General features: G+C 67.4%; 13 protein-coding genes. 9 read left to right on the forward strand and 4 right to left on the reverse strand.

The window, feature by feature from the left end; all coding sequences use genetic code 11:
* Window positions 1–380 precede the first annotated feature (380 nt).
* A complete protein-coding gene (phoU, locus tag A5727_RS22765) occupies window positions 381–1,058 on the forward strand; it encodes a phosphate signaling complex protein PhoU (RefSeq protein ID WP_068255532.1) in 678 nt (225 codons plus the stop codon).
* 213 nt (window positions 1,059–1,271) lie between these two features.
* Window positions 1,272–2,552 (forward strand): MFS transporter, encoded by a 1,281-nt coding sequence (locus tag A5727_RS22770; protein ID WP_068255534.1) that lies wholly within the window; start codon window positions 1,272–1,274, stop codon window positions 2,550–2,552.
* On the opposite strand, the gene A5727_RS22775 is transcribed toward A5727_RS22770, so the two are convergent.
* Window positions 2,528–3,112, reverse strand: a complete 585-nt coding sequence (locus tag A5727_RS22775) for a TetR/AcrR family transcriptional regulator (RefSeq protein ID WP_286150243.1) — start codon at window positions 3,110–3,112, stop codon at window positions 2,528–2,530. The two genes, A5727_RS22770 and A5727_RS22775, sit on opposite strands and share 25 nt — an antisense overlap.
* Before the next feature lie 95 nt (window positions 3,113–3,207).
* On the opposite strand from A5727_RS22775, the gene A5727_RS22780 reads away from it, so the two are divergent.
* Together A5727_RS22780 and A5727_RS22785 are read left to right on the forward strand one after the other, a co-directional pair.
* Window positions 3,208–4,038, forward strand: coding sequence for a mycofactocin-coupled SDR family oxidoreductase (locus A5727_RS22780; RefSeq protein WP_068255537.1), 831 nt, complete (start codon window positions 3,208–3,210; stop codon window positions 4,036–4,038).
* A 28-nt stretch (window positions 4,039–4,066) separates the two neighbouring features.
* Window positions 4,067–4,870, forward strand: a complete 804-nt coding sequence (locus tag A5727_RS22785) for a carboxymuconolactone decarboxylase family protein (RefSeq protein WP_068255540.1) — start codon at window positions 4,067–4,069, stop codon at window positions 4,868–4,870.
* Here the strand turns inward: A5727_RS22785 and A5727_RS22790 are convergent.
* Both A5727_RS22790 and A5727_RS22795 read right to left on the reverse strand, forming a co-directional pair.
* Window positions 4,865–6,145, reverse strand: a complete 1,281-nt coding sequence (locus tag A5727_RS22790; protein WP_068255544.1) for a cytochrome P450 — start codon at window positions 6,143–6,145, stop codon at window positions 4,865–4,867. The genes A5727_RS22785 and A5727_RS22790 overlap by 6 nt on opposite strands.
* A gap of 34 nt (window positions 6,146–6,179) precedes the next feature.
* Complete coding sequence (locus A5727_RS22795) at window positions 6,180–6,368, reverse strand: ferredoxin (RefSeq protein ID WP_231992197.1); 189 nt, start codon at window positions 6,366–6,368, stop codon at window positions 6,180–6,182.
* A gap of 132 nt (window positions 6,369–6,500) precedes the next feature.
* Between A5727_RS22795 and A5727_RS22800 the strand changes: the two genes are divergently transcribed.
* Complete coding sequence (locus tag A5727_RS22800) at window positions 6,501–7,124, forward strand: TetR/AcrR family transcriptional regulator (protein WP_068255550.1); 624 nt, start codon at window positions 6,501–6,503, stop codon at window positions 7,122–7,124.
* Window positions 7,125–7,260: 136 nt separating this feature from the next.
* On the forward strand, window positions 7,261–8,100 hold the full coding sequence (locus A5727_RS22805) for a mycofactocin-coupled SDR family oxidoreductase (RefSeq protein ID WP_068255553.1): 840 nt from the start codon (window positions 7,261–7,263) through the stop codon (window positions 8,098–8,100).
* A 25-nt stretch (window positions 8,101–8,125) separates the two neighbouring features.
* Here the strand turns inward: A5727_RS22805 and A5727_RS22810 are convergent, their stop codons facing one another.
* Window positions 8,126–9,301, reverse strand: a complete 1,176-nt coding sequence (locus A5727_RS22810) for a metallophosphoesterase (RefSeq protein WP_068255556.1) — start codon at window positions 9,299–9,301, stop codon at window positions 8,126–8,128.
* A gap of 235 nt (window positions 9,302–9,536) precedes the next feature.
* Here A5727_RS22810 and A5727_RS22815 point away from each other — a divergent pair, with 235 nt between their 5' ends.
* The 3 genes from A5727_RS22815 to A5727_RS22825 all read left to right on the forward strand — a co-directional run bounded on the left by A5727_RS22815 (window position 9,537) and on the right by A5727_RS22825 (window position 11,396).
* Window positions 9,537–10,046, forward strand: a complete 510-nt coding sequence (locus A5727_RS22815) for a flavin reductase family protein (RefSeq protein ID WP_068255559.1) — start codon at window positions 9,537–9,539, stop codon at window positions 10,044–10,046.
* Complete coding sequence (locus tag A5727_RS22820; RefSeq protein WP_502687703.1) at window positions 10,043–10,774, forward strand: pyrimidine reductase family protein; 732 nt, start codon at window positions 10,043–10,045, stop codon at window positions 10,772–10,774. Before A5727_RS22815 ends, A5727_RS22820 begins: the two co-directional genes overlap by 4 nt.
* A 169-nt stretch (window positions 10,775–10,943) precedes the next feature.
* Window positions 10,944–11,396, forward strand: coding sequence for an Hsp20/alpha crystallin family protein (locus A5727_RS22825; protein WP_068255562.1), 453 nt, complete (start codon window positions 10,944–10,946; stop codon window positions 11,394–11,396).
* The last annotated feature ends 205 nt before the right edge of the window (window positions 11,397–11,601 follow it).

Consider the following 11,601-nt stretch of genomic DNA (forward strand, 5'->3'; position numbering starts at 1 on the left):
CGGCGTGCCGTGGTGGCTCGGGGAGCAAACTGCAGTCCTTAGCGGCGTTGGTCGTCACAGGTTTCGCGCAGGAGAACTCAAGGAATTCGTCACCTTCAGAGCGGGCGCCGGGACGCCTCACGCACGAGACCGACTCGCGCACACCTGAACTGGTCAGCGCCACAACGTCATTGAGCGGCGCACCGGCTCCGCCGGCAGCCGCGAGTCTACTGGCCGGGCGCCGTGGAGGCACATCCCCAGGTCAGCGTGCACCCACCCGGCCGCCGCGCGCGAAACCCCGTCGGTGTCGAGGCGTACAACCAGGGGGTTTGTGGGTATCTCCTTGTTGTGGCATCGATCACCACGCGTGACCGCCGCCCAGCCAGGACAGGAGAAGCGCAGTGCGCTCTGAATTTCACCGGCAGTTGGACGCACTCAACACGGACCTGGCGCAGATGTGCCACACGGCAGGTGCGGCAATGCATTTCGCCACCGAGGGTCTTGTCGCGGTGGACCTGGACTCCGCCGAACGGGCACTGTCCATGCTCGACGAGCTGTCGCTGATGAGGCGCACTGTCGAGCACAATGCACTCGCACTGCTCGCGCTGCAGGCTCCCGTGGCCAGCGACCTGCGCGCGGTCGTGGCGGCCGTACACATCGCGTCAGACGCCGACCGGATGGGGGGACTCGCGGCCCATGTCGCCCGCGCGGTGCGACGGCTCCACCCCACCCCGGTTCTGCCTCACGAGGTGGTCGGGCAGGTCGCCGAGATGGGGAACCTGGCGACCGATCTCGCTGAGGACGCCGCCGCGGTCATCGAGGACGGCGATCCGGTTCGGGCCAGCCGCATCCGCGACGACGACGAGGCGATGGACAACATGAACCGCGGTCTCTTCGCGACCGTGATGTCCCCGCAGTGGCACCACGGGGTGTCGACGGCCGTCGACATGGTTCTGCTCGGCCGGTTCTACGAGCGGTTCGCCGACCACGCCGTGGCCATCGCGGCCCGGGTTCTCTTCCGCAGCACCGGTCGCGGCATCGCCGGCCACCCCCCGCAGGCCCGTGGCCAGGCATCCTGACCCGCAGCGGAGCAGCCCGCGCGATGACGTGGTGGAGCGCCGACGCCGGCGACCGGAACCCGATCTGGGTCCATGGGTCGCCTGCGGCGCGCGGACCGTCCCCGCCAGCCGGCCAGCACCAAACGGCGAATAAATATTGATGTGCTATGTATATTCAGTGATCCATCCGCGGTACGTCCGCTGCCGCGAGCCCGTCCCGAGCAGGGGCCGGGCATGACAGCCGACGAGAAGCACAGTCTGGGTCGGACACAGCCCCGCAACGCAGTGGGCCTCATGTTCGACCCAGTCTTCGGTGTGCTCTTCTGGGGCAAGGTGTTCTCCGTCGTGGCGGTGTGGACACACAGCATCGTGGCGGCGATCGTGATGTACAACGCGACGCAGTCGGCCCTGATGGTGGGTCTCGTGGGCGTCATGCAGTTCGGCCCTCAGCTGATCCTGACCCCGACGAGCGGCAAGTGGGCCGACACCGGGAACCCGGCCCGCCAGATCCTTGTCGGCAGGCTCCTGTGCGTCGCGGGGTCCGGGTCGACCGCGGCCTGGTTCTTCGTGTCGCCAGAACTGCACGGCATGCCGGCGGCCATGCCCGTGCTGATCGGTTCGCTGTTGGTGGGACTTGGTTTCGTGGCCGGTGGACCGGCCATGCAGTCGATCGTGCCGAACCTGATCCGTCCCGGTGAGCTGTCCACGGCCATGGCGCTGAACAGCATGCCGATGACGATCGGCCGCATCATCGGCCCTGCGGCGGGGGCCTACCTCGCAGCCCAGCTGGGGCCCGCCGTGGCATTCGCGGTCAGCACGGGCCTGCATCTGCTCTTCGCGCTTCTTCTGATCGTGGTGCGGTTCCCGGCGCCGCGTCCGCTTCGCGAGGGCGCCGACTACCGCGTGCGGGTCGCGGTCCGGTATGTGATGAGGGACCGCCCTCTGCTGTTGTCGCTGCTGGCGGTCACGGCCGTCGGCGTCGCGTCCGACTCGTCGATCACGCTGACGCCGTCCATCGCCGACGCGCTCGGTGGCGGACCCAGCCTGGTGGGGACGTTGTCGGCGGTGTTCGGCGTCGGTGCGGCGATCGGCATGGGAATGCTGGCGCTGCTGCGCGGGCGGATCGCCTCGGCTCGGGTGTCATCGATCGGCCTGATCGGCCTTGGTGCGGGGTGCGCGGTGCTCGCGGCCGCCTCGGCTCCGGCCGTCGCCATCACGGGGTTCGCGCTGGCGGGCCTGGGCTTCGGCTGGGCCATGACGGGCCTGAGCACGGTCGTGCAGGAACGTGCACCCGAAGAATTGCGCGGCCGCATCATGGCGCTGTGGCTGGTGGGCTTCCTGGGTTCGCGCCCCATCGCTGCCGCGGTGCTCGGTGGGACGGCCGATGTCCTCGGCGTCTACGCGGCCTTCGCTGTCGCCGCCGCGCTCTGCATCGGCATCGCGATGTGGTGCCGGCCCTCGACCCTGACAGGCGCGCTCCCGTCATCGGCTCACGGTGGCCCGCTCGCCGCGTAACCGCGGGTCATCCAGTACACCGTGCGGTCGAGCGCTGGCAGGATCTCGGTCACCGTGATCTCGCCGGCCGCGAATCGTCCCAGCAGCCCGTAGACCACGCTGGAGACGACCGTGTCGAGATCCGCGATGAACGCGGGGTCCACGCCGTCGAGGATCTCCCGACCCGCGGGTGCCACGAAGTCCAGGCCGAAGCGGAACAACTGCTGACCGTTGGGCGACGACCTGGCGCGGAAGTACGCCGCCAACATCCCCGGGTGGCGCTCCCAGGGTTCGAAGATCGCGCGAAAGAGTTCCATCAGCCCCTCGTAGAGCGAGCTGGCCGGCTGACTCCGCAACGGGGCCACGGCTGAGTAACGGTGCCGCTCCATCCATGCCTGCAGCGCCGCCAGGATCAGTTCGTCGCGAGTCGCGTAGCGCTTGTAGATCGTTGCGAGCGAACTGCGCGCCCGCCGCGCGACCTCACGCAGTTGCACGGCCTCATAGCCGTCGGTCTCCAGCATCTCCATGACGACGACCAGGATCCGGTCCTCGCCCCGGGCGTCTCCGCCAGCTTCGTCCACCGCTGAGCACCCCTTGTCGCCGCCGAGTAACGCGGTTACAGTACGCCCAGTAACACGGTTACTCCGCGTTCCCACCCGCAGCGAAGCGAGGTTTCATGGGTCCTCTCGACGGCAGAGTCGCCTTCATCACGGGGGTCGCGCGTGGGCAGGGCCGCAGTCACGCGGTGCGCCTGGCCTCCGATGGTGCGGCCGTCATCGGCATCGACATCTGCGCCGACATCGCCTCCAACGGTTATCCGATGGCGACCAGAGACGAACTCGACGAGACCGTCGCACTCGTCGAGGCGGCAGGTTCCACGATGCTCGCATCGGTGGCCGACGTCCGCGACTTCCACGCAGTCAGGAATGCGATGGACGCCGGCGTCAAGCACTTCGGTCGCCTCGACATCGTCTGCGCCAACGCCGGCATCGCGCCGACGGCATTTCGCGAGATTGACATCGCCGAAGAACTCGACATGTGGAACGACGTCGTCGGCGTCAACCTGTCCGGATCGTTCCACGCCGCCAAAGCCGCCATCCCCCATCTGATCACCGGCGGGCGCGGCGGATCGATCATCTTCACCAGTTCCACCGCGGGACTGCGGGGCTTCGGCGGCATGCAGGGCGGCGGACTGGGTTATGCGGCCTCCAAGCACGGACTCGTCGGACTCATGCGGGCGTTGGCGAACGCCCTTGCGCCATACAGCATCCGGGTGAACACCGTGCACCCGACCGCGGTCAACACCATGATGGCCGTCAACCCCGCCATGACGGCGTTCCTGGAGGCCTATCCCGACGGCGGGCCCCACCTGAAGAACCCCATGCCCGTCGACCTCCTGGAACCCGAGGACATCAGCGCGGCGATCGCCTACCTGGTGTCCGATGCCGCGAAGTACGTGACCGGCGTGACGTTCCCCGTCGACGCCGGATTCTGCAACAAGCTGTGAGCGGGAGCAGCACCGAGAACGGACACCTATGACCACCACCGACGCCAGCCGCACCGACCGTTGCCGAAAGGCGTTCGCCGAGGTGATGACCGTTCCGGCACCGGCGGACATCTCGCCCACGACAGCCAGGATGCTCGAGTTCGTCTTCGCCGACGTGTGGCAGCGGCCCGGATTGACCCGGCGCGAAAGGCGTTTCGTCACGCTGCCGTGCGTGGCCGCCGCGGACGCCGAGGCACCGTTGCGCGATCACGTGTACGCGGCATTGAACAGCGGGGACCTGACCATCGTCGAAATGCAGGAAGCAGTACTCCATTTCGCGGTGTACGCCGGTTGGCCGAAGGCGTCACGCTTCAACATGGTCGTCGATGAGCAGTGGGCCCGCATCCACGGCGAGCGCGGAGTGCCGGTGCCGGCATCCGAGCCACTGCTGCCGCTCACGACGGCCAGCGACCCCGATGAGCGTCTCACAGCCGGCGAGCGGGCGTTCCAGGACGTCAACTGCCTGCCCTACGCGCCGACTCGCGACAATCCGTTCCACGGCGCCGGAATCCTCAACTTCGTGTTCGGTGAGATGTGGCTGCGCCCGGGCCTCGGCATGAAGGAGCGCCGCCTGATCACGGTGGCGTGCGTCGCCTTCCAGGACGCGCCCTACCCGATCATGAGCCACGTGTACGCGGCGCTCAAGAGCCGCGACGTGTCCTTCGACGAGATGGACGAGCTGGCACTGCATTTCGCCGCGCACTACGGTTGGCCCAAAGGCGCCAATCTCGCGCAGGTCATCGAAGAGCAGAAGCAGAGGGTCAGCGCCGAGTGGGCGGCCGAACTCTCATGACCGGGTGAACTCGATGCGCAGCTCGCTGAGACCACGCAGCAGGAAGGTCGGCTCGTAACGCAGGTTGCGAGCACCGGCGGGGCCGTGCACGTTCTCGTCGAGCCGGATCTCGCTCATGCGATCCAGCATCCGGCGGATCGTGATCTGGCCCTCCACGCGTGCCAGCGGAGCCCCGGCACAGGTGTGGATGCCGCGACCGAACGCGATGTGCTCCCGCACGTTCTTACGGTCCGGCCGGAACTCGTGGGGATCGTCGAACTTTCGGGGATCACGGTTGGCCGCCCCGAGGCACAGCATCACGATCGTCCCGGCCGGAAGCCGCTCGCCGCCCAGCGTCGTGGTCCTGCGCACCAGGCGGAAGTCGACCTTGGTCGGCGAGTGCATCCGCAGCGCCTCCTCCATGAACGTCGGGATGCCGTCCGGGTTCTCCCGCAGCCTCTGCTGGAACTCGGGACGGTCGGCGAGCACCAGCACGGCGGCGCTGAGCAGCTTGGTCACGGTCTCCTGCCCCGCCGCGAACAGGAACGTGGCGGGCTTGACGACCTCGATGAGTTCGGGTGTCGAACCGTCCGGGTAGAGCGCCGTGGCCATCCCCGACAGCACGTCCTCCCGCGGCTGGCGGCGCCGCTCGGCGAGGTACCCGGCGAACTTGTCGTCGAGGTACTGCAGCGGGTCGAGGCCCACCGGTTCACCGTCGAGCGCCCCCACCCGGTTGCCCTCTCGGGGCTCACCCGCGCCGAGGGCGGCCAGGAACTCGGGACGGTCCTCCTCCGGCACCCCCAGCAGGTCGATGATTGCCGAGGTGGCGAACGGTTTGGCGTACTCGGACAGGAACTCGCATCGGCCATTGTCGATGAACTGGTCGAGTTGGTGGTCCACCAGTTGCCACATGTAGTCCTCGTTCTCCTTGAGCCGACGCGGCGTCAGGAGCCGGCTCAGCAGGGAACGGGCCTTCTCATGCGCAGGCGGATCCATCACGACCATGTGCTCATGAATGGGGAACTCGTGGCGATGCGCCTCGATGAGATCGCTGATGTCGTCGCCCACCGGCTCAAACGGCAGCGGCGGGAACGGTCCACCGATGGCGTTGACCGCCGAGAACGTGTCGTGGTCCTTGAAGGCCGCCATGACCTCTTGGTAACCCGTCACGGCCACCACGCCGTAGTGCGGTTCACGGTAGACAGGGTTCTTCTCACGCAACGCGTCGAAGTAGCCGTAGGGGTTCTGAGCGATATCGGGGTCGGAGAAGAAGTCGGCTGCTGCCAGGTCCGTCATGGACGGGCCGTCCTTTCGTGAGTCGATGGTGTGTTCAGCACTGTTCGTCGATGACGCTGATCGCGCCGCGAGGGCACGCGTCAACGGCAGCCAGTGCCAGCTGCCACTGCTCTTCGTCTGAGGGGGCTTCGACGCAGACCGCCACCTCCTCGTCGGAGAGATCGAACAGCGCGGGCGCGGATTCCAGGCACAGCGCATGCCCCTCACACAGGTGGGGATCCACCCAGACTCTCCTGTGTCCCGCCACTGCGACACCCCTTCGCCCCTGATCGATCGATCAAATTGCTAGAATGCAGCATGCTTAGCACGGCGCGCCGAAATCGGTCAAGGAGACCCGCGTTGAGGACGCACTGAAGTGGCCACCCCCCGAAAGACCAGAGCCACCGACGTCAACGCGCGGCAGCGGTTGATCGACGCGACCGCCAAACTCATGCGCGACGAGGGCTACGCCGCGGCCACCTCGCGCCGCATCGCCGCCGAGGCCGGCGTCCGGCAGGCCCTGGTCTACTACTACTTCCCCACCATGGACGACCTGTTCGTGGAAGTGCTGCGGTCAGGGGCGGAGGCCTCGCTGGAACGTATGCGGGAGGCCCTCAACGACGACGATCCGCTGACCGCACTGTGGTCACTCAACGGCGACCCCAGGGCCACCGTGCTGAACACCGAATTCATGGCACTTGCCAACCACCGTAAGGTGATTCGCACAGAACTCAAGGCTTACGCCGAACGCGTCCGCGACATTGAGACCGCCGCCGTCGCGGTCGCACTGCGCACCCGCGGACTCGATCTGTCCAAGTTTCCGCCGGTCGCGGTGTCCATGCTGATCGCCCAGACCGCCCGCAGCCTGAGCAACGAGGAGGCCGTCGGGGTGAGGCTGGGCCATCGAGAACTGCGTGAACTCGTTGCGCGTCAGCTGGCCGCACTGTCGGCGCAGCCACCGCACGGCACTGAATCCAATCCGCCGTCCCCGAGGTCCTGAGGACCCCGAGGCCGGCGATTCGGCGGTCCGACCGACACCGACCCCGCCTCACATGGTTGACACTTCCCCCCCGCTGGTGCCACGCTTCCTGATCGATCGACCAATACATCCACATCTCAGAAGCGAGGTATTCCCGGTGGGCGGACGAGTAGAAGGAAAAGTTGCGTTCATCACGGGCGCAGCACGCGGCCAGGGGCGCAGTCACGCCGTGCGACTGGCCGAAGAAGGCGCCGACATCATCGCCATCGATGTGTGCAAGCGCATCAGCACCAATGAGGAGATCCCGGCCGCCAGTCCTGACGATCTGGCCGAGACCGCAGATCTTGTCAAGGCCCTGAACCGGCGCATCGTCACCGCGGAGGTCGACGTCCGCGACTACGACGCCGTCAAGAGCGCGGTCGACAGCGGCGTCGAACAGCTCGGTCGGCTCGACATCGTCGTGGCCAACGCCGGCATCGGCAACGGCGGCCAGACCCTGGACCTGACCAGCCAGAGTGACTGGGACGACATGATCGACGTCAACCTTTCGGGCGTCTGGAAGTCCGTCAAAGCCGCTGTGCCGCATCTCCTCTCGGGAGGCCGGGGCGGTTCGATCATCCTCACCAGCTCAGTCGGCGGCCTCAAGCCCTACCCGCACACGGGCCACTACATCGCCGCCAAGCACGGTGTCATCGGCCTGATGCGCACATTCGCCGTCGAGCTGGGCCAGCACTCCATCCGCGTGAACGCCGTCTGCCCGACCAACGTGAACACCCCGTTGTTCATGAACGAGGGCACGATGAAGCTGTTCCGTCCCGATCTGGAGAACCCAGGCCCAGACGATATGGCCGTCGCTGCGCAGTTCATGCACGTGCTGCCCGTCGGTTGGGTCGAGCCCGTCGACGTCAGCAACGCCGTGCTGTTCCTGGCCTCCGACGAATCCCGTTACATCACAGGGCTTCCGGTCACCGTCGACGCGGGCAGCATGCTCAAGTAGCACCGCAGATCGTGGCCCGGCCGGGTCAATCGTGTTCGCGCTGCAGCGACACCACGGTGATGTCCGGCCGGGCTCCGATCCGCACCGGCGGACCCCAAAAGCCCGCCCCCCGCGTGACGTACAGCTGGGTGGAGTCCACCCGCGACAACCCGGCGAGGGACGGTTGCACCATCGACACAACATGATGAAAGGGCCACATCTGCCCGCCGTGGGTGTGGCCGGACAACTGCAGATCAACCCCACGCCGGGCGGCCTCGGCCACCTGCACCGGCTGGTGTGCGAGCAGCACCGTCGGCCGGAGAGGGTCCGCGCCGGCCAGCGCCCGGTCGAAATCGGGCCCGTCGGCCCGCCGGGCACCGACGACGTCGTTGACCCCGGCAAGGGTGAACGCCCCGCGCCCGCGCCGAATCGGCGTGCTTTCGTTGCTGAGCGTGTGCACTCCGAGGCGCTCGAGTTCCCGCAGCCAGGACACCGAATCCTCGATGAAGTACTCATGGTTGCCGGTCACGAAGAATGTCCCCTCAGATGGGGCCAAGTCACGTAATGGTGCTGCGGCAGAACCCAGTTCGGCCACTGTGCCGTCGACCAGGTCACCCACGATCGCGACCAGGTCAGGCTCTGCCTCGTTGATCATCCGGACGATCCGTTCGGTGTGCGCGCGCCCGGCCAGCGGGCCGAGATGGATGTCGGATACGACCGCGATCCGAAAGCCGGCCATGGCCGGGTCCAGCCGACGCAGGCGGACGGGCACGTTCAGCACGTCCGGCCTGCCCAGTGCCGTCGCGGCGCCCACGCCGACGAGTCCTACCGACACCGCCCCCGCAGCGACCGCGCCGGTCCGCGCGAGAAAGAGCCTGCGATCCAGCGTGGCCTTGCACTCGGGTGTCTCGAGCCTCTCCGGCACAGTGCGGCGGGTCCAGCGCCGCAGGACCAGCCGCACCGGTTCGAAGGCCAGCAGCGCCAGGACCAGATATGCCGCGAGCGCGAACCACAGATAACCCGGCCAGGCATACCAACCCGCGCCCGTCAGTCCGGCCACGCGGGGGCCGACGAGTGCACCGACGAGGAGGACCGCCCCGATGACGATGGCCGCGGTGCCGAACCGGCGGGCCCGACCCGGTGCTGTGGTGTCCCTGACGAGGCGCTTCCACAGGTAGGCGTGCATGAGTGCCAGGATCACTGCGAGGACGACCAAGAACACGAGGCTCCTTGAGAATGCGGGGCGGACAGCGGTGACGCGCGACAGCCACCATCAGCAGCTTCCCACCCCGGCACCTCACCGAGGCACCCGACCTGTGACGCCTCACAGTTGCGTTACCCGTGGCGCTGGGCGGGGTATCAGTGTCCGACTGACGGGATGAAAGCGAGGACTCACGTCGGTGCGAAGCACACCGTGCCGGGGTGTTCCCGCGAGACACTCACGCGTAGCCGAAGGGATGGGAGAAGTGACGAACGAGGGCGCGTCTGAGCCGTTCGAGAAGATCGTCGCGGCGCTGGACTATCCGGTGTTCGTGGTGACGACCGCGAGCGATGACGGCCCGTCGGGTTGTCTGGTCGGTTTCGCCAGCCAGACCAGCATCAATCCGCCCCGCTTCCTCGTCGGCCTGTCGCGACGGAACCGCACCTACCGCGTCGCCCAAGACGCATCGCATCTGGCCGTGCACCTGCTGGGCCGCGAAGCCGAAGGCCTCGCGGCCCTCTTCGGGAGCCAGACCGGGGACCGGGTCAACAAGTTCGACCAATGCGAGTGGCACGAGGGGCCCGCCGGACTGCCCATACTCGACGGGGCCGCCGCGTGGTTCGTCGGCGAGATCCGTGACCGATTCGACCTGGGAGACCACGTCGGGCATCTGTTGGCGCCGACCGCCGGCACGGCGCCCGACGGCCTGCAGAACTGGATCAGTTTCGCCGACGTGCGCGACCTGGAACCGGGCCACGACGCGTGAGCCGGACAGAAGAACCGCTCGTCGAGACCATCACCGACAGCACGAGGCTGCGTGAGTTCTATCGAGACGCACCGTCTGGAGTGCGGGCCAACATGATCTTCAGCGCCGACGGCGCCGCGGCGTTCGCCGGTCGAGCGGGACCACTCTCCTGCCCTGCAGACCAGCGCCTGCTGGGCGAACTCCGCGGATACGCCGACGTCGTCCTCGTCGGAGCGGGCACCGCCCGGGCCGAGGGGTACGGACCCGTGCGACTCTCCGAACAACAGCGGGCCGAACGTGCAGCCGACGGCAGGACGGCGCTGCCACCCATCGCGGTGGTGAGTCGCACCGGTCGCCTGCCCGAGTCCCTGTTCGATGATCCGACGCAGCGCCCCATCCTCATCACCAGCACAGAGGCGGTGAAACGGTACGGCCTGCGCCCCGACACACGCCGCGAAGTCGTTCTGGCCGGCGACGAGGACGTCGATCTGAGCCTTGCGATCGAGGCATTGACAGACGCGGGCATGGGACGGATCCTGTGCGAGGGCGGCCCGACCCTGCTGAACGAGCTGGTGGCCGCGGGCCTGCTCACGGAACTCTGCGTGACGACGGCCCCCAGGTTGGCCGGGACTCAGCCGGTGGGCGCCGCCTCGACGATCAGCACCCTGCCCCGCCCCGGGAATCTTTCGCTGCGCCACGTCCTGGTACACGAGCAGTTCCTGTTCAGCAGATACGCCCTCACCGGCTGACACCGGGGCCAATGTCCCTGCGGAGGAACACCTTCGGGAATTCGGAGCGGAGAAAAAACTGCCAAACACGTCTGGCACTCTCGGTATGAGAGTGCTAATCTGACCCCTGCACAGTGATTGAGTCGCCCGCCAGGGTGGCGGGCTTTCATGGTCGAGGAGGTGGATTACTGTGCTCCGTTTTGATCCTTTCAGTGACCTTGATTCGATCACCCGGGGACTGCTGACGAACCAGACCGGATCAGGTCGCGCGCCCCGATTCATGCCCATGGACCTGTACAAGGTCGACGACCACTATGTCCTCACCGCCGACCTCCCGGGTGTCGATCCCGGATCGGTCGACGTCGGCGTCGACAACGGGACCATGACCATCACGGCGCATCGCACCGCCCGCTCCGAGGAATCCGTCCAGTGGCTGTCCAATGAACGGTTCTTCGGCACCTACCGGCGACAGTTGTCGCTGGGCGAGGGCGTCGATGCCGAAAAGATCACCGCCACCTACGAGAACGGCGTGCTCACGATCACGATCCCGCTGGCCGAACGCGCCAAGTCGAGGCGCATCGAAGTCTCCCACTCGTCACAGGCCCGCTCGATCGAACCGACGACGGTGGACGCCGACACCTGACGGTGCGCGGATGTGGCCACGGTGCACTGCGCCGTGGCCACATCCCGCAGTCTTTCTTTCATCCCAACGATTTTCGACGCACAGGCTGGCATCACCGCTCACCCGATGCGTTGTTGCCAGCCTGCCCTTCTTCAGCGCCTCACGTCCCGGGACCCTGGCCCCCATGCAGGGGCGGCTGCGGGCCTTCGAGGGCGTCGGTCTCCCC

The sequence above is a fragment of the Mycobacterium sp. ACS4331 genome, from assembly GCF_001667265.1.
Taxonomy (GTDB): domain Bacteria; phylum Actinomycetota; class Actinomycetes; order Mycobacteriales; family Mycobacteriaceae; genus Mycobacterium.

What these genes read in the sequence shown, in the direction of transcription:
- A5727_RS22780 (WP_068255537.1), top strand. Translation starts at nt 3,208, where the DNA reads ATGGGTCCTCTCGACGGCAGAGTCGCCTTCATCACGGGGGTCGCGCGT.
- A5727_RS22785 (WP_068255540.1), top strand. Translation starts at nt 4,067, where the DNA reads ATGACCACCACCGACGCCAGCCGCACCGACCGTTGCCGAAAGGCGTTC.
- A5727_RS22770 (WP_068255534.1), top strand. Translation starts at nt 1,272, where the DNA reads ATGACAGCCGACGAGAAGCACAGTCTGGGTCGGACACAGCCCCGCAAC.
- A5727_RS22790 (WP_068255544.1), bottom strand. Translation starts at nt 6,145, where the DNA reads ATGACGGACCTGGCAGCAGCCGACTTCTTCTCCGACCCCGATATCGCT.
- A5727_RS22815 (WP_068255559.1), top strand. Translation starts at nt 9,537, where the DNA reads ATGGGAGAAGTGACGAACGAGGGCGCGTCTGAGCCGTTCGAGAAGATC.